Origin of the sequence: Rhodococcus sp. 008 (genome assembly GCF_001682295.1) — a bacterium.
GTDB lineage: Bacteria > Actinomycetota > Actinomycetes > Mycobacteriales > Mycobacteriaceae > Rhodococcus_F > Rhodococcus_F qingshengii.
Window position 1 is genome coordinate 3666835 of the sequence record NZ_CP012749.1, and the last position, 23265, is coordinate 3690099.

Sequence of the window (23265 nt, forward strand, 5' to 3'; positions counted from 1 at the left end):
CACTCTCGAGAAAGCAGATCGAGCAACATGAGCACTCGCATAGCAGTATTCGGCACGGGATACCTGGGCGCGACACACGCGGCCTGTATGGCCGAACTCGGTCACGAGGTCCTCGGAGTGGATGTCGACGCGGCAAAGCTGGAGAAACTGGCAGCAGGTGAAGTTCCGTTCTACGAGCCAGGGTTGGGCGAGGTCCTACGAAACAACATCGATCGAGGGCGACTGAAGTTCACGTCGTCGTACGAGGAAGCCGCAGAATTTGCGGACGTGTTCTTCCTCGGGGTCGGTACGCCGCAGAAAAAGGGTGAGTTCGCCGCGGACATGGTCTACGTGGATGCCGTGATCGAGACTTTGGCGCCGCTGCTCACCAAGCCCTCGGTCATCTTCGGCAAGTCCACGGTACCGGTGGGCACCGCGGAACGGCTCGGTAAGCGCGCGCGCGAACTGGCACCGATCGGTGGCGGCGTCGAAGTCGCGTGGAATCCCGAGTTTCTGCGTGAAGGATTTGCCGTCCAGGACACGTTGCACCCGGACCGACTTGTGCTCGGAGTCGATCGAAATGTCCGCGGTCGAGCGGAATCTGTTGCGCGCGAAGTCTATGCAGAGCTCATCGATGCGGAGATTCCGTTTCTCGTCACGGACCTTGCGACGGCGGAGTTGGTGAAAGCGTCAGCGAACGCTTTCCTGGCCACCAAGATCTCGTTCATCAACGCCATCTCCGAAGTGTGCGAGGCTGCGGGCGCCGACGTCACAGTGCTCGCCGACGCGATCGGGCACGACGTTCGGATCGGACGTCGATTCCTCAACGCGGGAATTGGTTTCGGCGGAGGGTGTTTGCCGAAGGACATCCGGGCCTTCATGGCTCGCGCCGGTGAACTCGGTGCCGACCAAGCACTGACGTTCCTGCGCGAAGTCGACAATATCAATATGCGCCGACGTACACGCATGGTCGAACTGGCGCGGGAGGCATGCGGATCGCTTCTCGGTGCGAGAGTCGCAGTTCTGGGTGCCGCGTTCAAACCGGACTCGGACGACGTTCGTGATTCGCCGGCGCTCAACGTCGCGGGTCAGATTCAGCTCCAAGGTGCTGCAGTGAACGTGTACGACCCAAAGGCCATGGACAATTCGCGCGCGCTGTTCCCGACGCTGACCTACTCGGCAAATGCATTGGAGGCCTGCGAAGGTGCCGATGTCGTCCTGGTATTGACCGAGTGGCCCGAATTCTTGAAGTTGCAGCCGTCCGATCTCGATTCGGTGGTTCGCAAGAAAGTGATCGTCGACGGGCGCAATTGCCTTTCCCCCGACGAGTGGCGAGGCGCAGGTTGGAACTACCGCGGACTGGGACGCCCGTGAGCACAGGACGTCTCGTCCGTCGCAGCTGATCTATATCGAAATGAGAAAGCCCGGTTCGCCCTCGCGGTCCGACCGGCAAAGACCGCTCAGACCCGCAGTGGACATGCGTGAGCCGAAGGAGACATCAAGATGGAAATTGTCGACTACCTGAAGATATTGCAAGCCAGATGGCGAATAGTCGCTGCTGTAACCGTGCTCGGAATCCTGGGAGCCCTTTGCGCTTCTCTTCTTTCGACGCCCGTTTACCAGGCCTCGACGAGGCTGTTCGTTTCGACGTCGGCGGGTACCTCGGTCAACGAGGCACTGCAGGGCAGTCAACTTTCACAGCAGCGAGTTCTGTCCTATACAAAACTCCTGACCGGCCGAACACTCGCACAGCGGACGATCGACGAACTGGGACCGAGGGTGGTCGGCGGGATGTCGGCTGACGAGTTGGCCTCCAAGGTCACTGCGACGTCGGCGCCCGACACTGTATTGATCGACCTCGCAGTCAAGGACGCGTCACCGGAACTCGCACGCGAGATCGCAAACACTCTCTCATCCGAATTCGTGGCATTGGCAAAGGAACTGGAGACACCCGAGAACGGCGGAACACCGCCTGCACGTGTGGTCGTCGAACAGCAGGCTCAACAGCCGACTGTTCCGGTGTCACCCAAGACTTCGCGCAACCTCGCGCTCGGCGCGGTGGCGGGACTGGTTGTGGGGATCGCGCTTGCGTTGATTCGTGATCGACTCGACAACACGGTGAAAGATCGTCGAACTGTAGAAGAGATCGCGGGTTCGGCGATGGTGGGCACGATCCCGTTCGACAAGGACGTCGAAGTCAATCACGCGATCGCTTTCAGTGACGGAAGTTCCGTGAGTGCCGAAGCCTTCCGTGAGTTGCGCACCAACCTTCAGTTCCTCGAGGTGGACCATCCACCGCGTGTCATCGTCGTCACGAGTTCGCTTCCCTCCGAAGGTAAGACGACCACGGCCGTGAACATCGCTCTCGTCTTGGCGGAGGCCGGCAAATCAGTGTGCCTGATGGAAGGCGACCTCCGGAAGCCGCGAGTATCGAAGTATTTGGGATTGCTCGGAAGTGTCGGCGTCAGTTCGGTGCTCTCCGGTCAAGCGACGCTGGACGATGTGCTTCAGTCGACCGAGTTCGACGGGCTGACAGTGCTCGCCTCCGGACCGATCCCGCCGAACCCGAGCGAACTACTCGGCACGGACACGGCCAAACATGTTCTCGAGGAACTGCGGGCGCGATACGACTACGTCATCATCGACGCCTCGCCGTTGCTACCCGTCACGGATGCCGCGGTCCTGGCCGCGATGTCGGACGGTGCCCTGGTGATCGCCCGACACGGCTCCACGAAACGCGATCAACTGGCGCGCGCGGTCGGAAACCTACAGAGTGTGGGTGCGCACGTCCTGGGCACTGTCATCACGATGACGCCGTCTCGCGGACGCAATGCGTACGAGTACAGCTACTACTACGAGTCGGACAAGTCGCTACCGCAGTTGACCGCGGTGCCCGCGCTCAACGCTCACCGAAGCGAAGTCGGCTGAGCAGCGGGCCGAGGAGATCGGCGATCTCGAGTCCGATCTCGTGAAACACGTTCTCTTCCTTACCCATCGGATCCATGACGTCCTCGGGTTCGGTGGCACGAAATCGGGGTCTGGCGGCGGCGAGGTCCTCGACAGTTCCTGCATCTGCGAGCGAGCCCAACCGTGCGGCTTCTCGAAGTGTGAACGTGCGCTTGAGCCGCGCCGGAGCCATCGCCAGGACTTTGTCTCGCTGACTTTCGGTCATCGTGAGAATGAGGTCGGCGTCCGAGGCCAGCGCTGCTGTCATGCGTCGGGCTTGAAACTCCGTGGGGTCGCCGCCGAGCCCCGCGAGAACCCTCGCAGCAGTCGGCTCGATCGGGTGTCCGACCATCGCCCGGGTTCCGGCACTCGAGGCGGTGAATCCGGTGACCCCGGCTTCGGCGGCATAAGCACGTGCAAGGCGTTCGCCCGTGGGTGATCGGCAGATGTTTCCCGTACAAACGAAGAGAACGTGCATGGCAGAAGCATAGGTTGCACACGCGACGCACTCGTCGTACGCCCGATGTTGGTTTCGCGCCCACCTGGCGTACGCGTTTCGGAAAGTTCGGACGCATACCAACAACACATGAAGATGACCGTGTTCGGAACGGGATACCTGGGGGCGACCCACGCAGTGTGTATGGCCGAACTTGGCCACGACGTGCTGGGAGTCGACATCGACCAGTCCAAGGTCGACAAGTTGTCTCGTGGGGAGGTCCCGTTCTTCGAGCCGGGTCTGACCGAAATGCTGGAGAAGAATCTGGCGTCGGGTCGGCTGCAGTTCACGACTTCCTACTCCGATGCCGCGGATTTTGCGGACATCCATTTCGTCGGTGTGGGGACGCCTCAGAAGAAGGGGGAGTACGCCGCAGATCTGAGTCATGTTCATTCGGTGATCGACATGTTGGCGCCGTTGTTGCGAAAGCCTTCGCTGATAGTCGGGAAGTCGACGGTGCCGGTAGGCACGGCAGCGGCTCTCGGCGAGCGGCTCCGAGCGACTGCGCCGGCGGGTGGCTCGGTAGAGGTGGCCTGGAATCCGGAGTTCCTGCGTGAAGGACACGCGATCGCGGACACCTTGAGCCCTGACCGGTTGGTTCTGGGGATCGATCGTGACCGGCCGGGAAACGCCGAAGGCCTTCTTCGCGAGGTGTATGCCGAGATACTGGACGCGGGGGTGCCCTTCCTCGTGACCGATCTGGCGACGTCCGAGTTGGTCAAAGGATCTGCGAATGCGTTTCTCGCGACCAAGGTGTCCTTCATCAATGCGATTGCGGAGGTGTGCGAGGCGACCGGGGCCGACGTCACGATGTTGGCCGACGCTCTCGGGTACGACGCTCGGATCGGTAGACGGTTCCTCAATGCGGGCTTGGGGTTCGGCGGTGGTTGCCTGCCGAAGGACATTCGGGCGTTCATGGCACGCGCCGGGGAGTTGGGTGTCGACCAGGCGCTGTACTTCCTCCGCGAGGTCGACAGCATCAACATGCGACGACGGACAAAAGCTGTGGAACTGGTGACGGCAGCCTGCGATGGCAGTTTGCTGGGAGCTAACGTGTCGGTGCTGGGAGCTGCGTTCAAGCCCGAATCCGACGATGTGCGCGATTCGCCTGCGCTCAACGTTGCAGGAATGATGCAGTTGCACGGGGCGGCGGTCACCGTTTTCGATCCGAAGGCAATGGATAATTCTCGCCGACTGTTTCCCACCCTTCACTACGCAACCTCCACGTCAGAAGCTTGCAGGAATGCTGATGTGGTCTTGATCGCCACTGAATGGGACGAGTTCGCCTCACTCGTGCCCGCCGATTTGGAACCACTCGTTCGGCGGCGGGCGATCGTTGACGCCAGAAATTGCCTCGATCCGGACCTGTGGCGCTCCGCCGGTTGGAACTATCGCGGATTGGGGCGGTAGGTCGAACGTCCAGGTAGCGAAAAAATAGCTGCGAGAAGGCCTTAGGTGAGATGCGCGAACCTCGCAGACCATGCCCAGTGGGTAGACTTCCGGCCGGGGAATGACGGGGTCTGGTGACGGAACCCGTCGACGGTCGACGAAGGTGGATCATGAACTTGGTTTTGGGTGTGACGGTGGGAGCCAGCGCTGTGCGTTTGGCGCGCCCGGGGACGCCCGACCACAGTGGTCCGGTGTTCCGATCCAGAGCGGTCGATCGAGGCCGCGAGATTCCCGAGGAAGTCGCAGCGGAGGCAACCGGCGTGGCCTTGACCGAGAATGCCGACCTCGGCAGCAATACGGTCGTCGCTTGCCGGGATCAAGCGCAGGCCGGAGCACTCCAAACAGCGTTCGAACAGAAGGGCATCGACAACTTCGAGCTGGTTCCCGAAGTAGTCGCGACGCTTCGAATGCTCGAGGAGTCCGGTGCGTTGACCGACCGGAGCACACTCGTCGTCGTCGACATCGGTAGTTCTGGATCGACGATCAGCATTGTGGACAGGCAGATGCGGTCTACCGTCGTCACCGCCCGGTCGACGCGGGTCAGTGGAGATCACTTCGACGAGCTCGTCTACTCGGATCAGACCGTGCGTCGCCGTATAGCTACGCCGGCCGACCCGGGCGGCGATGCCGAACTGCAGGCGCGATGCCGACTCGCGAAGGAACAGCTGTCCTCACGAAGTGCGGTGTGCCTGCCCGGCCCCGGCGGGCTTCTCCTGCTGTCGCGGGAAGTTTTCGATTCGTTGGTCGTCACGTCGGTGGAGGCCTTCGCACGCGAGATACGAGAGGTCATCGCAACGTCCGGCCGTAACCCCGACGCGATTCTCCTGATCGGTGGCGGTGCACGCATTCCGATCGTGCGGGCGACCCTCGCCGCGTGGCTGGAGTGCCCCCTCATCGCGCCCGAGCAGCCGGAACTCGTGACTGCTCAAGGCGCTGCGCTGATCGCGGAGTCGTCGATGACGCCATCGGCGCGCGCGGTATCTGCCCCGGTTCAGGTTCCGGCTGTAGCGCCGATCTTTGCGCCGTATCCGATCCACACCCCGGCGGAGGTACCCGTTCCGGTTCAAGCGTTCAGCCACGGAGGGGTCGCAACGCTCGCGGAATCGGAGCGGCCGAATGCCTTGTCCGAAGCCGCTTCCGGCACGAAGTCCGTTCCGCAAGAACAGGTGCCGAGCCCTTACGCGGCGGAACTGCCTCAGCCGCGACCGAACCGACACGAGCAACGATTCGATCCGGCCGCAGATCTCGTGGTCGCCGACAGCGACCAGGCCACGGACGGATTCGGCACAGAACGTGACGCAGACACCGAGGCCGTGATGGTTGACGCCCAGGCGTACTCGGCGATGTACGAAGGCGAGGGACCCGGAGCAGGAACCGCACACCCGTCCTGGCTCGCCGGGACACAACCCGTTGAATCGACATCCAAAGAGCCGAGAAACCCGCTACGGTTCGCGGGCCTCGGCGCCGGTGTGATCGCGGCGATCGTGATCGTGGGGCTGGGATTGGGCTACGGAGGAAAGGTCTTCGATTCCGAGGACGCCGGACCCGTGGCAACCGAGGTGACCACGACGGCACCGACGACCACGACTACCCCGCCGCCTACGACCACAACGACCGCGCCCCCGACGACGACGGAGGAAGCCCCTCCGGTCGTCGAGGCTCCGCCAGTCGTGCAGGACACTTACGTGCCTCCCGCGCCCGCGCCCGCGCCGCCACCGCCGGCGATCTACATCCCGGGGCTTCCGCCGATTCTGCTGCCGGTTCTCCCACCGATTCCCGGACTCTGAGGCTCGCTTTCAGCGTTTGGAGTGTCGGCCACCTGACGTGGGGCCGGCCTTGACCGCGCTACCGGGCGGACGGGCGAGAATCACGGCGATGGCAGTGGTGAGTGGAACCGAAAGCGCCAGGGCTATTCCGCCGACAGCGGACCTTACGATCTCGATTGCGACGGCGTCACCGACCAGGACGTCCTGAAGTGGGCGCCCGCTGACGCTGAAGAGCAGTAGCAGTGGCAGCGCCCCACCCGCGTACGCGAGAACCAAGGTGTAGACCGTGCTGGCGATGTGATCACGTCCGACCCGCATCGCACCGCCGAAGACTTTTCGACGGGACGCATGCTTGTCGAGTTCGGCCAACTCGAATGCCGAGGATGCCTGGGTGATGGTGACGTCGTTGAGAACGCCGAGCGAGCCGATGATGAAGCCCGCCAGCAGCAGGCCGGTGATGTCTATGTGCTCGATATAGGTCTGAACATTGGTGTTCTGCTCTTCAGACAAACCGGTGAGGTGTGTCAGTTCAATGCAGAGGTAGGAGAGAACCGCGGCGAGCACCATGGCGGCGAGGGTGCCGAGCAAAGCCGAACTGGTCTTGAGCGAGACCCCGTGCGCCAGATAGAGAACCGCGTACAAGATCACCGCCCCGGCGACCAGCGCAACCGGTATCGCAGGCTTGCCGTCGAGCAGAGCGGGTAGGAGAAACCCGACGACTACGCCGAAGGCGATCACCAGGCCGACGAGTGCGCGCAGCCCTCTCCACCGTGCGACTGCGATGATGACGACGGCGAACGCGATGACGATCAACGCCAGCGGGAGCCCACGCGAATAGTCTTCGAAGGAGTACTGCGTGTTTCCGTTCGGGTCGGTCTGACGCACCAGGCGAATGTGGTCACCCACGCGAAGGTCCGGCTGACCGGCGCCCGGAATGACCTCGAGCAATGTCTTCGTTCCGGCATTCCGCCCGGATTCGATATCGACGATACTTCGCTGGCACTGGTAGGCGGAGGTAGGCGGCGGTTGCGGGGCACCGACGAATACCCTTCCGGCGGAGGAACTTCCGCAGTCACCGAGATCCTGCATCGTGACGGTGCCCGCCTCGGTTTCCACCGAGCTGCCGTCGGCATTCTGGAAGGGGAGTGGGACGGGAATGGTGCTCTTGTCCGGCCACAGTGCGACAGCTGCCGCGACGACGACCATGCCGATGACGACGAGCAACCCGATGACGACGCGTGATGCGGTGGGGCCGATCTGAATGGGGCCACCGTGGCCATGGCCGTGACTCATCGGAAACTGAGTGTCGGACTGGGGATTTGCACCGGTGCAATGTTATCGGCTCCGAAGCGAATGGTCAGCTTCTGACGGCAGTGTCGGTGAAAGGCAGTGTCGCTGCAAGGCAGAGTCGGCGAAAACCGGTGCTACCGATGAGGGGTTGTGAAACTGGGATTGGTCGAGCTGGGTGGCGGGGAACAGGGGGGGTTGTCCCCGCCACCAACCTGGTATCCACAGGGGGGGAGGGATACCAGGTGCTCGCGGCACCGAAGTGCTGCTAACTAATGTACCCAATTTCAAACCGATTTGGCGCGTTGTCCAACTACCAATTTCACAACGAATCACGTACCGGTTGGACCGTTTTCACATCGGGGCAGGTCACTAAATAGTTAAAGAGTCAATCAAACCGCCTGGTTTGCGAAAAATGTGACCAAGGTCGCACAAATGCCCCGCAGTTTTACGTTTACGGGGCATTTGTACAACGAATTGTTTACTCGATTTCAGCCGGATTCAGCGTGAGAATCTACTGTTTGTAACTGGTGAGGAAGTTGCCGAATCGCTCGATGGCCACGGCGAGATCTCGGGCCCACGGAAGGGTGACGATCCGAAGGTGATCGTGATTCGGCCAATTGAACCCGGTGCCTTGAACCATCAGGATCTTCTCCTGGAGAAGCAGGTCCTGAACCAATTTCTCGTCGTCGTGGATCTCGTAGACGTTCGGATCCAGACGAGGGAACGCGTAGAGCGCGCCGCGAGGCTTCACACACGAAACGCCCGGAATCATGTTCAATCGCTCCCAAGCGACGTCGCGCTGCTCGAGCAGGCGGCCGCCGGGCAGGATCAGGTCTTCGATGCTCTGGTGACCGCCGAGGGCGACCTGAATGGCGTGCTGTCCGGGGACGTTGGGGCACAGACGGGTCGACGCCAAGAGATCGAGTCCCTCGAGGAAGCCGGCCGCGTGATCCTTCGGGCCCGTGATCGCCACCCAGCCGGAGCGGTAGCCGGCGACGCGGTAGGCCTTCGAGAGGCCGTTGAACGTCAGGCACAGCAGATCAGGGGCAAGTGTTGCCAGCGAGATGTGCTTGGCGTCGTCGTAGAGGATCTTGTCGTAGATCTCGTCGGCGAGCAGCAGAAGCTGATGCTTGCGTGCCAGATCGACCAACTGCTGCAGAACCTCCATCGAGTACACCGCACCCGTGGGGTTGTTCGGGTTGATGACGAGGAGAGCCTTGGTCTTGTCGGTGATCTTGGATTCGATATCGGCGATATCGGGATTCCAGTCGTTGGCCTCGTCGCAGAGATAGTGGACGGGCGTGCCTCCGGACAAGCTCGTCATCGCAGTCCACAGGGGGTAGTCCGGTGCTGGGATCAGAACCTCGTCGCCGTTGTTGAGGAGGGCCTGCATGGTCATCGTGATCAGTTCGGAAACACCGTTGCCGAGGTAGATGTCGTCGACGTCGAGCTCGGGGAAGCCGGGAACCAGCTCGTAACGCGTCACGATTGCGCGCCGCGCCGACAGAATGCCCTTCGACTCCGAATAGCCCTGTGCATAGGGCAGGGCGGCGATCATGTCCCGCATGATCACATCGGGGGCGTCGAATCCGAACGGTGCCGGGTTGCCGATGTTGAGCTTGAGGATCCGGTGTCCTTCCGCCTCCAACCGGGCGGCATGCGCGTGTACCGGTCCACGGATTTCGTACAGGACGTTCTGGAGCTTCGACGACTGCTCCAGCTCGCGCTGCGGCTGACGGTGGCGGACGGGTTCTGGTGTGCTCACGAGTTACATGATTCCACCACTGTGCAAGTGCATTGTCGGGGACCGTGTCGCACGCCCCGTTGGCTATTGTCGAGCGATGACCCCCAGCGAGCAGATTGCAGCCCCGTACGGATCGTGGACTTCTCCGATCGGAGCAGCTGATCTGGCTGCAGGTGGGCACCCTGTCGAGGGTGGACGATACGTCGGTGACGAGATCTGGTGGGCTGAACTTCGTCCGACCGAGGGTGGTCGGACCTCGATCCGTCGATCTGGTCTCGACAACCAACCCGTCGACATCCTCCCCGCGCCGTGGAACGCGCGTACCAGGGTTCACGAGTACGGCGGTGGCGCCTGGACGGTCACCGAGTCCGGAAAACTGGTCTTCAGTGAATTCTCCGATCAACGGGTGTACATCCTCGAAGGAGTCACTCCACGGGCGTTGACGCCCGAACCGGCGTCGCCGGCCGCGTGGCGATACGCAGACCTGCAGATCGTGAACGGCGAGGTGTGGGCGGTTCGGGAAGTGCACGCGGAGGACGGGGCGATCACTCGCGATATCTGCGCGATTCCGCTGGACGGTTCCGGCAACATCCGCTCGATCGTCGGCGGCTCGGACTTCCTCTCGTCACCGAGGCTTTCGCCGAGTGGAACCAAGATCGCCTGGATCGCATGGAACCATCCGCAAATGCCCTGGGACGGTACCGAACTGCGGGTAGCTCCACTCGTCGACGGCGTCGCTCAGGCGTATTCCGTGCTGATCGGCGGACTTGAAGAGTCCGTCCTGCAGCCGGAGTGGATCACCGACGACGAACTCTACGCAATCAGCGATCGCAGCGGCTGGTGGAACATCTATCGCGTCGGCGGCAAGATCAGCCCGATTTGCCCGGTGAACGCGGATTTCGGTGGCCCGCAGTGGCGCTTCGGTGGGCGCTGGTTCGTCGAACTCGGCAACGGGCACCTGCTCACCGCACGCACCGTCGGAACCGACACGCTGGCGGTACTCGACCCGGCGTCGGGGGAACTGCGCGACATCACGATCCCGGGTGTCACCAGCATCGGCCTCATGCAGGTTCGCGGAGATCGGTTACTGCTCATCTCGGGAGGCGCGAAACTGGCGGGCGCGCTACGTGAACTGGACCTCGGTACCGGCGAACTCACCGAAATCCGTTCGTCGGTCGAAGAATTGCCCGAGTCTGCCTATCTTCCGGAAGCGCGAGCCGTCGTGGCTCACGGACACGGGCGAGAAGTTCACGCCGTTGCTTATCCGCCGCGCAGTCCGCGATACAAAGGGCCCGACGATGAACTGCCGCCGTATGTCGCGTTTGTTCACGGTGGGCCGACGGCGCACGTCGCACCGGCCCTCAACCTCGTCTACGCCTTCTTCACCAGCCGCGGAATCGGCGTCGTCGACGTGAACTACGGCGGGTCGACCGGTTACGGACGTGAGTACCGTAATCGATTGCGTGGTCAGTGGGGTGTCGTCGACGTGCAGGACGTCGTCACCGCCGTCAACGGGTTGGCCGAGCAGGGGCTTGCCGATCCGGCCCGCCTTGCCATCGAAGGCGGATCCGCCGGTGGTTGGACCGTTCTGGCCGCACTGACGACGTCCGACGTGTTCGCTTGTGGTGCTTCCTATTTCGGCGTGGCTGAACTGGACCTGTTCGTGCAGGAAACTCACGATTTCGAATCGCGTTACGTCGACGGTTTGATCGGCCCGCTGCCGGAATCTGCCGACCTGTACGCGGAACGTGCTCCACTCAACAACGTCGACGGGTTGAACTGCCCGGTGTTGCTTCTCCAGGGTCTCGACGATCCGATCGTGCCACCCTCGCAGGCGGAGCGATTCCGGGATGCTCTGGTGGCCAAGGGCATTCCGCACGCGTACCTGGCCTACGAGGGTGAATCTCACGGATTCCGCAAGCAGTCGACCATCATCAGCTCACGCAACGCCGAGCTGTCCTTCTACGGGCAGGTGCTCGGATTCACTCCACCCGGCATTCCGACGCTCGAGCTGTGGAAGCCTGCGATCAGTAGCTGACGGCCCCGTGGCTGCGCGCGAAGGCCGCCAGGATCCGGCTTGCCACCAGTGACGGGGTCGACAGGTCGGCCCACGTCCACCTCGCGACCTCCCACCCTGCGTCACGGAGTCGGTCTTCGCGGAGCTTCTCGTTCCAGAGCGCGTCCTCGGGGCTGCGACCGGCGGGCACCAGTCGGCCGTACTTGATGCGGCCGTCGAACTCTCCGATGGTGCGCTGCTCACGCCACAGGAAGTCGACGCGGCCGGCGAACCCTCGAGCGTCGTGGATGTCGACCTGGGGTTCGGGGAGCGGTAAGTGTTCGTGCAGGAACAATGCGAGGCTCCGTGATTCACCGACGCTTTCGATACGGGAGTCCATCGCGGTGAGCGCGTGGAGCGCATGTCGATGGCGCGGATCGTTCGGGCTGAGTGCCAGCGATGCTGCAACCGCGTCCTTGGGCAACCTTGAACGGTGCAACGCTGAATTGCCCACGACGAGAGCCTGTTCGAAAGTGAGTGTCCTCGCGAGATCCGCAACAGTTCGTGCCGGAGTCGTGACGCGCAGCCCATCGACTTCGGTGATCTCGTTGTCCGCCAGCCATGTCGAGTGCACGTGACGTCGAGCGGACTTTCGGCCACCACCTCGCCGGTTCCGGGACAGGTGAACGACCTCGAGCGGAGTGTTCCAGAGTTCGAAACCGTGCAGAACCGCAGCCGAGACGTGGCTGACAGTGGCACCGGGTGAAGCGGCGCAGGCCACGGCCTCTGCCCGTAATCGATGTCGTCCGTATGCGTCGAGGCGGGACAGGTGGCCGCTGTCCACGTACGCACCACGATGGATTCTGGCCCAGGTTCCACTAGCGCAGGCCTGTCGGATCTCGGCATCGGTGCGACCGATCGACAGTTGGTCCGGCCTGCGGATGATATGTGTCTGTTCCCCCATGTCGATCGATCTTGCTGTGCCCGGCGCTGGAAAGGAAGCCGTGACCCCGGGGGTGTGGATAGCCGTGAGTGAACACCACTTGTCCACAGCTCGAACCGGTTTCGCGTCGCTGGAGAGGGTGTTCGGTATGGGAAACGGTGGCAGGTTCCCGGTGTCGCGCTCTAGGAAACCCTTGAGTCCGGAGCGTTCGCGTGCCAGGCTGTTCAACTATGACTACAGGAAAGGCGGACACCGCCACCGTCGCGTGAGCGCCGCACCGATTCGCTCGTCGGCATCACATCGAGCGACATTGCCCGAGAACTTCAATCTCTTCGATGAAGACAGTCTGGCCCTGGAAAAGATCCGCGACGTGTGGCTCGAACGCGGATTGTGTACTCGTCCTGCTGATCGAAACACCGCAGAAGCCTCTGTCGCGCAACTGTATCGACGCTCCGGGCTCCCGAAACCGGAGTTCGTCTGGGTCCCGTCGCCGTCTGCTGGTTCGGACCTGATCGTCACCGAAGGACTGTCGACCAAGATGTCATTGGACGGCACCGGCCTCGACTGCGCTTCCGGGTATATCGCGAGCATGTTTGCGGCATCGCGCCGACGCATGGACGCGCGAATCGAATGTCGGAGAACTGGCTGGCAGATGGAACGCCGGCAGGGGGAGCGCCTGATCAGGGCGTCCATTTGGGAATCGTTGCACACCACGCTGTTCGACGGCGTCGCAGCTGCGATACGAACGATGTCGACTCCGGTGGCCGGGGAAGTGACCTGGTACGGGCAGCAGGACGCACATCGAATCGCGTACTACGACACATGCCATCGATTCGGTCTTGCGACCTTCCGCTCGGAAGACCGTGAACTCCTCGACGTGCAGACCGCACTGGCCGACTCGACCGGGTGGTGGTGGGCGTTCGACGACGTGTGCATCATGGCGGAACGACCCACCGCCTTACATGCCGAACCGATTCCGGGCAGCGCGCAGGGAGCACGGCGCTTGCATCATTCTGATTCCCCCGCAATCGAATTTGTAGACGGTACAAAGGCGTTCGTTCTACACGGAGCGATCGTTCCAGACTGGGTAGTGCTCGACCCCACCGCCGAACGCATCGCACACGAGCGCAATGTAGAGATCCGTCGATGTGCAATCGAGCGGATCGGGTGGGATTCCTACATCGAGCTGGCGGGCCTGACACTGGTCGACCAAACCGACGATCCCGGTAACGCCGGTTGCCTGCTGCAGCTCTACGCGTCGCCGGAGGGCTGGGGTCGAAGTGGACGGATTCTCCTCGCGGTCAACGGTTCTCTCGAACGCGACGGGCATCGGCGTCGATACGGCCTTCACGTACCCGGATGGTTTACCTCCGCGTTGGATGCCGCCGGATGGACTTACGGCATCACCGGTACCGACTATTCCCGTCTCGTTCGTCGAACCTGAATCTCGAACCCTCTACCCTCAATCCTCAAACCTTGGGTGATACTTATGAACTCGAACATGACCTTGTCCGCTCTCACCAGCCTCACCGGCCTCGATGTCTTCGACTACCTGGACCAGGAAGTGTCCATTCCTGTGATCGACGGACTTCAGGCGCAAGGCGATCTCATCGTGATCCCGTTTTCGCTGCTCGCAAATATCGTGGCGCCTCTGCCATGGACACGCTCTGTGAGAGTGCCGCTCTCCGGCGTGGAACTGCTGCGAAGTGCGGCGGGAGGGAACCCCCACAGTCTGGTTGCAGACGAAGGGGAGTGCACGTGGTCGACGCCGGTGAAAGATGCTCGGGGCCTTGCACTCGGCATGCTCGACACCCGAGTGACCGCGTACCTCATCCACCCGGAGCACGGCGCGACCGGCATCGCTCAGGGACGATACGTCATCGGCCGGCAGCAGGAAAGGGGCGTCGGGCGTGCGCGCGGTGCGGTGATGCTTGTCGCCGACTGACACGCCGGCCTCGAGTTGGCGGGGAGTGGGCACCACTTGCATAGGGCGAGCACCGGTTTCCGTGTGCTGGACGGTGTGTTGGGTCGAGGGAAAGGGTGCTCGGTCGGCAAAGGCTCCCGCACAAACACGAATGCCCTCACCGTGACGGTGAGGGCATTCGCGTGTGGTGCGCTTACTTCTTGCGGCCAGGAGCCTTCGCGCCGGCCTTGAATCCGAGTCCGCCTGCCTTGGGGGCGGGCGGCGCGGCAGCAGGCGCCGGAGCTTCCGCGGGTGCGGACGCCTCAGGTGCTTCGGCGGGTTCTGCCTTCACAGGTTCGGCCTCGGGAGCCGGGGCCTCAGCAGCCGGCGCCGGGGCCGCAGCGGGAGCTGCCTTCCGAGCGCCGGGAGCCTTTGCGCCCGACTTGAATCCGAGTCCGCCGGCCTTGGCGGCAGGCGGAGCCTTCGGGGCTTCCGCCTCGGCGGCCGGAGCCTCTACCGGTGCGGCCGGAGCCTCTGCCGGAGCAGCAGCAGGTGCTTCAGAAGCAGGAGCAGCCTTTGCTCCAGGAGCCTTGGCCCCGCCCTTCATCTGCAGTCCCTTGCCGCCGGGTGCCTTGGCGCCGGACGCCAGGCCCAGACCCTTCGGCTTGGCGACGGGTGCAGCAGCTTCGGGTGCAGCAGCCTCAGCAGCCGGAGCTTCCGCTGCCGGCGCGGCAGCGGCCTTTGCTCCGGGTGCCTTGGCGGCGCCCTTCATCTGCAGTCCCTTGCCGCCGGGAGCCTTGGCCCCGCCTGCCAAGCCGAGACCCTTGGGCTTTGCGACAGGTGCTGCCGGTGCAGCAGCTTCGTCAGCGGGAGCTTCCGCGCTTGCGGCGGGAGCCGCTTTCTTGGCGCCGGGAGCCTTTGCCCCGCCGGCCATTCCGAGCCCCTTGCCGGGTGCCTTGGCACCGGGAGCTTTTGCACCTGGTGCTTTGGCGAGGCCCTTCATGGCCAGACCCTTGCCTGCCGGTGCAGCCTTGGCTTCCGGAGTCGCGGCAGCTTCCTCGACTTCGGCGACCCGATCCTGCTCGACGGTCTCGGCCTTTGCCTCAGCAGCGACCGGTGCCTTCTCGCGTGGGATCACCTTGATGTTCTCGCCGAGCTGGGCGGGATCGAGACGAGTGACGGAGTTCAGCATCAGCTGCGCGACGTCGACGACCTCGACGCCTTCGCCCTGGCCTTGCTCCTGGCGGGCAGTGACGCCGTCGGTGAGCATGACGCGGCAGAACGGGCAACCCGTGGCGATCTTCTTGGGGTTGGTCGAGAGCGCTTCGTCGACGCGGTCGACGTTGATGCGCTTGCCGATGTTCTCTTCCATCCACATGCGAGCACCACCGGCACCACAGCACATGGAACGTTCGCCGTGACGCGGCATTTCGACGAGCTTGGAGCCTGAGGCTTCCATGAGTTCACGGGGAGCGTCGTAAACCTTGTTGTGGCGTCCGAGGAAGCACGGGTCGTGGTAGGTGACGTCTTCGCTCACGGACGCAACCGGGATCAGCTTCTTCTGGCGCACCAGACGGTTGAGCAGCTGAGTGTGGTGCACGACCTCGTAGTCGCCGCCCACCTCCGGGTACTCGTTGCCGAGGGCGTTGAAGCAGTGCGCACAGGTGACGACGATCTTGCGCTTCTTCTGCTCGATACCGTCGAAGACCGAATTGAGCATCTCGATGTTCTGCATCGCGAGCTGCTGGAACAAGAACTCGTTGCCGGCACGACGTGCGGAGTCGCCGGTGCAGGTTTCGTCGGCGCCGAGGACCATGAACTTCACTCCCGCGGTGGCGAGGAGTTCGGCAACGGCCTTGGTGGTCTTCTTGGCACGGTCTTCGTAGGCGCCGGCGCAGCCGACCCAGAAGAGGTACTCGTAGTCCTCGAAACTGTCGGCGTCCTTGCCGAAGACGGGGATCTCGAAGTCCATCTCGTTGATCCAGTTGAGGCGATCCTTCGAGTTCTGACCCCAGGGATTGCCCTTGTTCTCGAGGTTCTTGAACAGGCCGGCGAGCTCGGAGGGGAACTCCGATTCGATCAGGACCTGGTAGCGACGCATGTCGATGATGTGGTCGACGTGTTCGATGTCGACGGGGCACTGTTCGACGCAGGCGCCGCAGTTGGTGCAGCTCCACAAGGTTTCGGCGTCGATGACCGGGGCCATCTCGCCTTCGACGGTTTCACCGACGAGCTTGCGGTCGGCCTCGAGGCGTGCCGCCTCGGGGATGGCTGCGAGGGCGCCTTCCTTGACATTGCCTTCGCTGTCGACGAGACCGATCTCGTCGCCGCCCATGTCCTTGCGTCCACCAGCGAGCAGGTACGGGGCCTTGGCGTAGCCGTGGTCACGCAGCGACATGATGAGCAGCTTGGGCGAGAGCGGCTTTCCGGTGTTCCACGCGGGGCACTGGGACTGGCAACGACCGCACTCGGTGCAGGTGGTGAAGTCGAGCCAGCCCTTCCAGGAGAAGTCTTCGATGTTTCCGGCGCCGAGAGTGTCGGTGTCGGGGTCGACGTTCTCCATCGTCAGGACTTTGCCCTTGGACATCATGGGCTTTGCCGCGCCGAGGGCGACGGTGCCGTCGTCTTCACGCTTGAAGTAGATGTTGAAGAACGCCGAGAAGCGGTGCCACGCGACGCCCCAGGTGATGTTGCGGCCCACGATCGCGAGCCAGATCATGCCGGTCATCAGCTTCACGAATGCGAACACCGAGATCATGACGGGGCTGGCGGGAAGCAGTTTCGCGACCTGCATGGTGAAGAAGTCGGTCCACGGGTTGGCGTGACCGTAGGTCGCGATCTTGCCTGCCTTGACCATGATCATGCCCAGGCCCTCGAGCAGGACGATGCCCTCGATGACGTAGGCGGCCTTGAAGTTGGAGCCGCCGAAACGGGACAGGCGTGCAGGCAGACGCGGGTGGTTGAGCTGACGGATCACGATCAGCGTGGTGATACCGATGACGGTGCCCAGGCCGAGGATCTCGTCCCACAGGTGCCACGCCCACGTGTTACCGAAGATGGGCCAGTGGAACTCGGGGTTGAACGTCTGGCCGTAGGCCTCGAACCACAGCAGGAACCCACCGAGGAAGCCGACCATGACGAGCCAGTGGGCCCAGCCGACGCTGCGGAACTTGTTCATGCGCGTGTGCGCGATGAACTCGATGATCATCTGCTTGAAGCGAGGGAAGAACGGGCGCCATCGATCGGGTGCCGACTGGCCGATGCGCACGGTGTTGAACATCCTCAGCGCGCCTGAGAGGAAGATGTACCAACACACCAAGCTCAGCAGAGCACCAATCGTGCCCAACGTAATCGTCAGGGCATTCATGTCGCGGCCTTTCGTTTCAGGGCGACGCGTCGGCCACCTCGGGACAGCCCACTGATACTAACCTGCGTTATGTTACCCGCCAGTAACTAGCATTACCAGCCTGTAGGTACCGGCTGGTAACCGCTCGTGGCCTGGAGAGATCGATCTTCTGCGTCGGACGGGCTGGGCCAGACGCAGACATGTCTGGTCGTCACGTTAGGCGGTGCCCGTCAGGTGTCCATCTGTCAGGCAGCCCTAAGTCGGGTTCCGAGCAGGTGAGAACAACCGACCGGCTGTTATCGTTACGCCCGTCACGCACAGGGGAAACGGGTGGTGTGAGTCATCGACTGACGCCCGCCCGATCCCGGGGAGGATCAAAAATGTTCATTCGAAAAGCTGCGGCCGTCGCAGCGATGACCATTGCCGCTACGGGCATCGCTGCAGGTACTTCTTACGCAGCTCCGGAGACGTCACCCGACGTTTCGTACACCGCCGAGGTCGTCGACCAGGCCGTTGTCACCACCATCGACGCCGGAGCATTCCGGGTCTCGGGCGACGGAACTCACGTCGACTTGCAGAACAGCCAGGGCGCAACTCTCGTGAGCCTTCCGCTCGCGTTCAACCTCGGCGACGTTCAGTTCCCGTTCGACGAGACCGTCAGTGAGGACGGCAAGACCCTCACCCTCAAGCCGAACCTGGACCCGGCCAGCTCCAAGCCGAAGCCGGTCGCTGCCGAGTTCACCCCGGTTGCTTCGCCTGACGAGGATCAGAAGGCAATCGAGAAGTTCCAGTCACAGCTCGGGCTTGCCACGCAGATCGGTAGCCTCACCGGCACGATCGTCGGGGCGGTCATCGGTTGCATCGTGGGTCTGCCCGGCCTGGTCGTCGGCTGCCTGCCCGGCATGGTCACAGGGGCCGGTATCGGTGGAGTCGCCGGTACCATCCTCGCCGGCGGCGGAACTGCCGTCGTCGCGGGCTTGGACCTGATCAAGGTTCTGAACGCTCCGGCTGGAACAACTCTCTTCCAGTAGAACGTCACGAACGCCGAAACGGGCGCCACACCTTCAGAAGGTGTGGCGCCCGTTTTGCTGTCTCGAGTAATGCGTGTGATCAGTAGTCGCGAACCTTCAGGCCTGGGTTGGCGGCGAGGATGTCGTTGATCGGCGTCGCGTACTGGGTCGGGGCTTCTTGCCCGAACAGTGTCTCTGCCTGAGCGATCTCGCACAGGGGAGAGGTGGCGACGTTGGACGCACTCGTGATGCCCACTGCCAACGTTCCGGAGACGATCGGGCCACCGCTGTCACCCTGCAGGACGCAGATGTTGGTGGTGAAGCCGTTGTCGAGGGTGTGATCCAAAACCTTTGCGACGCGGTTGACGCCGGTGACGACGCCGCAGCTGAAGCCTGTGGTCGATCCTGCCTTGCAGACCGGGGCGCCCACGACAGGATCGGCGGTACCGGTGATGTTGACCGAGCGGTTGAACGGGACCCGCACGCTGTTGTTCTCGAAGCGGTACTTCGCGTTGTCGTCGATGTTGATGATCGAGTAGTCGCGCCCGTCGAAGCTGCTCTTGGCGAAGTACCCGACGCGGGGCCCGGTCTGGTTGTTCACCATTGGGAAGACCTGGCTGGAGTTCGAGGTGCCGGCAGCGGCACGGTTGGGATCGCAGTGACCGGCGCTGATGTTGACTGTGCGTCCTGAACCGTCGGTGCCGTTGAAGCCGAATGAACAACGCAGTCCAGTGTTACCGGAGGTTGCGCCGAAGGCGTCTCCGCCCAGTGCAGCGTCGCCGGTTGCGGATCCGGTTGCGGGGATGAGGTCCGCGACGATCGGGGGAACCAGTAGCGGAGCAGCGGTATGGACGACGGTCCGCTTCAGGAATTCAGGCAATTCGATGCCGGCGGCAGGATCGGCCGTGAGGGCGACTCCGTTGCCGACGACGTCGACGGCGATGCCACGCACGAGGTCTGCGACCTCGGCAGGCTGCGAATCGAGCCAGGTGTTGAGTGCCGAGAGTTGACCTTGCAGAGCCTGCTCGCTCTGCGCGACGTCCTTGACCTCGAAACCGGCCTTCTCGGCGGCCTCGCGGGCAGCATCCTTGTCGCGACCGTCAGCGAGAGCGACGATGCCCTTGCCGAGGTCGTCGAGCCACACTCCGGCAAAAGAGTCGGGAAACTGGACGCGCGCGATGGCGGCGAACTCCGCGAGCTTCTGCGCGAGTTCGGAACGCGAGACGAACTGGTCGGGCGTCAGCGCCAAGTCGTGCTGTAGGGCTTCGGCGAGTTCGACGGGCAGATGGGCTGCCTGATCGGATACCCCGGATTCGTTCGGTTCTGCGTTCGCGACCGCGGTAATCGGTCCGAGGAGCAGCAGCGCGGCCGAACCGAACACTGCGGCGCGACGTGCGATGGAGCTTCGCATGTGGGCCTTTCCACTTCGTTGACCGCGTACCACCCCCCTGGGAGCACACGGATACGGCTCACGGACTTGTGGTGAGCCGATCACAGTCGACCATGACTATATGGGTTCGAACGCGCTATTCCCACCCGTTACAAGAGCAGACAGCGCTGACCCCGACCGACAACAGCACTGTGCCCGCCGATCGCGAAACGGATCGGCGGGCACAGTGCGTGAATCAGTGGTTGGTCAACCTGCAGTGCGGACGCGGATTCCGGCACCGACACCGCCACCGGAAGCGCGATCTGCCGCGTCGAGGATGTCTCCGACCGGAATACCCAGATTCGAGGTTCCACCGGAGGTCGCCAGTACCAGGTTCGCTTCGTTGCAACTGGGTGCTCCGCTGCTGTTGGAGCCGCTGGTGATGCCCAGAGCCAAGGTTCCGGAGACGATGGCGCCGCCACTGTCCCCGGCGAGGGTGCACGCGGTGCCGGCGAATCCGCGAACGGTTCGTGAATCACCGTCCGCCATGACCAGTTGAGTTTCGACGCGATCGGCTGCCACGACACCACAGGTGAAGGACGACGTCTGGCCGGACTTGCAGATGGGAGCGCCGATCACGGGACGTGCTGTTCCGGTGATCGCGAGGGTGGTCCCGTTGGCACCGCGGACGGCAGCACGGTCGAGGCCCGCGTCGATGCCGGACTGGTCGAACTTGATGACCGAGTAATCGAGATCGCCGGCGTTGTTGCCGACGGAAGACTGTGAGAATGCTCCGATCAACTGACTGTCGTCGACGTTCGCGTGATTCGGCAGGTAGACGGGCGACTTCGAACCCTCGGCCGGATTGCAGTGTCCGGCACTGATATTGAGAGCATTGTTCTGATCGTCGACGGCGTTGAACCCGAACGAGCAGACCGAGATGTTCTCGGTCGGTGTCTCGCGAATGGGGCCTGTCGACGTGATGTAGGTGTCGCCGCCGAGTGCTCCGGGATCAACCGATCCGCCGCCATCCGGGCTGAGAACGATCTTGGTGTTCTCGAGCAGGGTCGGAAGATTGAGCGCCTGCCCGACGGGGCTGTTCGCGACGTCGATGACGACCTGGTTGTTCAGGACGTCGATAGTCGCCGAATTGACTGCGCGTGAGATTTCCTTGGGCAGCCCGGCAATCCATCCGTTGACGTCGGCCAGCGTCTTCTCGAGGGTGTCGGCGGAGACGGGGGCGACGTGCGTGCGGTAACCGTCGTCGGCCGCGATGCGTGCAGCTTCGGTGGTGGTGACGGCTACGACGGGTTGACCGTCGAGTCCCATCCACGAGCCGGCGTAGTCGCCAGGGCGCTCGGACTTGAATTCCTGGGCGTATGCACCGAGTTCCTGAGCTTTGGCAGCGCGGTCCAGATACTCCTGTGGGGAGATCTTCAGATCGCGTGTGATCGCTTCGATCAGCTCAGCCGGAAGCTGATCTGCCCCGAGCTGTTCGACATGCGTGTCGGAGGCGGGCTCTGCCGATGCCGTCGTGGTGAATGGAGCTGCGAGCAGTAGTGCCGAGGCGCCGACCACAGCGGTGCGGATCGCCAACGAGTTACGCATGAAATCCCTTCAAGTCCCCGGCACCGAGCCGGTAGGTACCGCACCCACCATAGGGGAAAAGTTTCGACGAGGAATATGTGCCTGTTGTCGGCAAGTCGAATTATTCTGTCTAACTTGGCATTCCGGGTCTCGGGGCCAATGGCATGACGGGCATGTCGGGATTCGGAACCACCGGATCGGTTGTGTCGGTCGGGTTGGACGGCTGCGTCGGCGTTGTCTGTGTATCAGTGGGGTCGGTCACGGCGGGAGTGTCCGGGGTATCCGGATCGACCGGATCCAGCGGTCCGACGACCGGCGGCAGGTTCTCGATCCGAAGGGGATCGATCTGGATGGTGATCGGCGATCCCTGTTGCGCGGGGACGTTCGCCGTAGTGGATTTCTCTGTACCGGTGCCCGGACTCACCGGAATGGGCTGGGATTCGGATGAGGTCGATTCCGCTTCGGATGCCCACGACTGCGCCGTCGGCTGCGCGCCGAGAGCGGGTACTTCCGGTGGGGGTGAGGTCGCTGATTGCGTGCCTGTCCCGGATGAACTCGTCGGGGTGGCAGCTGTGTCCGTCCCGGGGGACAGGGAAGATTGTGCGTCGAGAATCCTGGGTGCTGAAATGGTCGGAGTGTGTCCGATGATGACCGCTGCCGCGCAACCCGACACCGTCAGAAAGACTGCGGCGGCTGCTGCGGCGATGATCGGTCGGCGCTCCGACCGCCACTGGCGATTCAGCCAACCGTCGATGCTCGGTTCTTTCGTGACCGGTGCCTCCACGCCGGATTCCGGCTCCGGTTCGATCAGAACGAACGGCGGAAACTCTTCGGGGGTGTCCTCTGGCTCGGCAAAATCGGTTGGCTGGGGTTCGGGACAGGTAGAGGTGATCGAGAAGGGTGCGGCCAACGCTGCGGCTCCGCGAGCAGCACGGTCGTCGGCGTCAGGATCCGCGAGCCAAGCCGCAGAGGCTTCATCTTCTGAAATCAGTTCGACGCCGTCGAGATTCATGCTGTCGAGTGCGCCGCGCAGTACGTCGACGGAATCGCTCGACCAACCTGCGGGGATCACCGCAGAGATGTTCAGGTTCTGATCGGTGAGTGTTCGGACTTCCTTGACCAGGCAATACATTGCTGTCGCTACCAGTTCCTCCCCTCGCGTCATGTGCTCGGAGAAGTTGTCGGTATCGTCGGTGCCGACCCTGTCGAGGAACCCGCGCAACCCGGTGGACCCCGCCGCGGTTCCGCCTAGCTGCACGGTGCCGTCGGGGGCGTGGTGCAGAACCGATTCGCGTTCGAGGGTCACCAGCTCCGAGTCAGGTCTCGCGATCGCAGCAATGCTTCGTTTGTTGCCGACGGCGAGTCCGACTCCCCACTTCATAGCGATCCCCGTTTCACAGTTACCGAACTTTGCTCGGCAGGCATGTCCTGATTCCTGTGA

16 protein-coding genes are annotated in these 23265 nt (G+C 63.0%); 8 read left to right on the forward strand and 8 right to left on the reverse strand.

Annotated features, from left to right (window positions below):
* The first annotated feature begins 27 nt into the window (after window positions 1–27).
* Window positions 28–1353: a UDP-glucose dehydrogenase family protein gene (locus tag AOT96_RS17100; protein ID WP_065352057.1), complete on the forward strand. Its 1326-nt coding sequence runs from the start codon at window positions 28–30 to the stop codon at window positions 1351–1353.
* Window positions 1354–1482: 129 nt separating this feature from the next.
* The gene (locus AOT96_RS17105) at window positions 1483–2907 is read left to right on the forward strand and encodes a polysaccharide biosynthesis tyrosine autokinase (protein WP_065352058.1); all 1425 of its coding nucleotides are present in this window, start codon (window positions 1483–1485) and stop codon (window positions 2905–2907) included.
* Here AOT96_RS17105 and AOT96_RS17110 read toward each other — a convergent pair.
* Complete coding sequence (locus AOT96_RS17110) at window positions 2879–3403, reverse strand: arsenate reductase/protein-tyrosine-phosphatase family protein (protein ID WP_003943651.1); 525 nt, start codon at window positions 3401–3403, stop codon at window positions 2879–2881. The genes AOT96_RS17105 and AOT96_RS17110 overlap by 29 nt on opposite strands.
* A gap of 108 nt (window positions 3404–3511) precedes the next feature.
* Here AOT96_RS17110 and AOT96_RS17115 point away from each other — a divergent pair, with 108 nt between their 5' ends.
* The gene (locus AOT96_RS17115; protein WP_065352059.1) at window positions 3512–4831 is read left to right on the forward strand and encodes a UDP-glucose dehydrogenase family protein; all 1320 of its coding nucleotides are present in this window, start codon (window positions 3512–3514) and stop codon (window positions 4829–4831) included.
* A gap of 149 nt (window positions 4832–4980) precedes the next feature.
* Window positions 4981–6657 carry an Hsp70 family protein gene (locus AOT96_RS17120; protein ID WP_231917222.1) on the forward strand — a complete coding sequence of 559 codons (1677 nt, stop codon included), beginning with the start codon at window positions 4981–4983 and terminating at the stop codon, window positions 6655–6657.
* A gap of 9 nt (window positions 6658–6666) precedes the next feature.
* On the opposite strand, the gene AOT96_RS17125 is transcribed toward AOT96_RS17120, so the two are convergent.
* Together AOT96_RS17125 and AOT96_RS17130 are read right to left on the reverse strand one after the other, a co-directional pair.
* Window positions 6667–7929 (reverse strand): YibE/F family protein, encoded by a 1263-nt coding sequence (locus AOT96_RS17125; RefSeq protein WP_065352061.1) that lies wholly within the window; start codon window positions 7927–7929, stop codon window positions 6667–6669.
* 508 nt (window positions 7930–8437) lie between these two features.
* A complete protein-coding gene (locus tag AOT96_RS17130; protein ID WP_003943683.1) occupies window positions 8438–9691 on the reverse strand; it encodes a pyridoxal phosphate-dependent aminotransferase in 1254 nt (417 codons plus the stop codon).
* Between the two features lie 76 nt (window positions 9692–9767).
* Here AOT96_RS17130 and AOT96_RS17135 point away from each other — a divergent pair, with 76 nt between their 5' ends.
* Window positions 9768–11708 carry a S9 family peptidase gene (locus tag AOT96_RS17135; RefSeq protein ID WP_065352062.1) on the forward strand — a complete coding sequence of 647 codons (1941 nt, stop codon included), beginning with the start codon at window positions 9768–9770 and terminating at the stop codon, window positions 11706–11708.
* Here the strand turns inward: AOT96_RS17135 and AOT96_RS17140 are convergent.
* Window positions 11698–12630 (reverse strand): hypothetical protein, encoded by a 933-nt coding sequence (locus AOT96_RS17140; protein WP_065352063.1) that lies wholly within the window; start codon window positions 12628–12630, stop codon window positions 11698–11700. The two genes, AOT96_RS17135 and AOT96_RS17140, sit on opposite strands and share 11 nt — an antisense overlap.
* A 244-nt stretch (window positions 12631–12874) precedes the next feature.
* Between AOT96_RS17140 and AOT96_RS17145 the strand changes: the two genes are divergently transcribed.
* Complete coding sequence (locus tag AOT96_RS17145) at window positions 12875–14053, forward strand: DUF6745 domain-containing protein (protein WP_065352863.1); 1179 nt, start codon at window positions 12875–12877, stop codon at window positions 14051–14053.
* A gap of 45 nt (window positions 14054–14098) precedes the next feature.
* On the forward strand, window positions 14099–14554 hold the full coding sequence (locus AOT96_RS17150) for a hypothetical protein (RefSeq protein WP_065352064.1): 456 nt from the start codon (window positions 14099–14101) through the stop codon (window positions 14552–14554).
* 172 nt (window positions 14555–14726) lie between these two features.
* Here AOT96_RS17150 and AOT96_RS17155 read toward each other — a convergent pair whose 3' ends face one another.
* Entirely contained in the window at window positions 14727–17879 is a 3153-nt protein-coding gene (locus AOT96_RS17155; protein WP_065352065.1) for a (Fe-S)-binding protein, read from the reverse strand.
* Between the two features lie 359 nt (window positions 17880–18238).
* On the opposite strand from AOT96_RS17155, the gene AOT96_RS17160 reads away from it, so the two are divergent.
* Entirely contained in the window at window positions 18239–18889 is a 651-nt protein-coding gene (locus AOT96_RS17160; RefSeq protein ID WP_003943407.1) for a glycine zipper family protein, read from the forward strand.
* Window positions 18890–18968: 79 nt separating this feature from the next.
* On the opposite strand, the gene AOT96_RS17165 is transcribed toward AOT96_RS17160, so the two are convergent.
* The 3 genes from AOT96_RS17165 to AOT96_RS17175 form a co-directional block, all read right to left on the reverse strand.
* Window positions 18969–20279 carry a S1 family peptidase gene (locus AOT96_RS17165; RefSeq protein ID WP_054187117.1) on the reverse strand — a complete coding sequence of 437 codons (1311 nt, stop codon included), beginning with the start codon at window positions 20277–20279 and terminating at the stop codon, window positions 18969–18971.
* A gap of 225 nt (window positions 20280–20504) precedes the next feature.
* Window positions 20505–21845 (reverse strand): S1 family peptidase, encoded by a 1341-nt coding sequence (locus AOT96_RS17170; protein ID WP_054187118.1) that lies wholly within the window; start codon window positions 21843–21845, stop codon window positions 20505–20507.
* Between the two features lie 109 nt (window positions 21846–21954).
* Window positions 21955–23205: a hypothetical protein gene (locus tag AOT96_RS17175; protein ID WP_065352066.1), complete on the reverse strand. Its 1251-nt coding sequence runs from the start codon at window positions 23203–23205 to the stop codon at window positions 21955–21957.
* Between the last annotated feature and the right edge of the window lie 60 nt (window positions 23206–23265).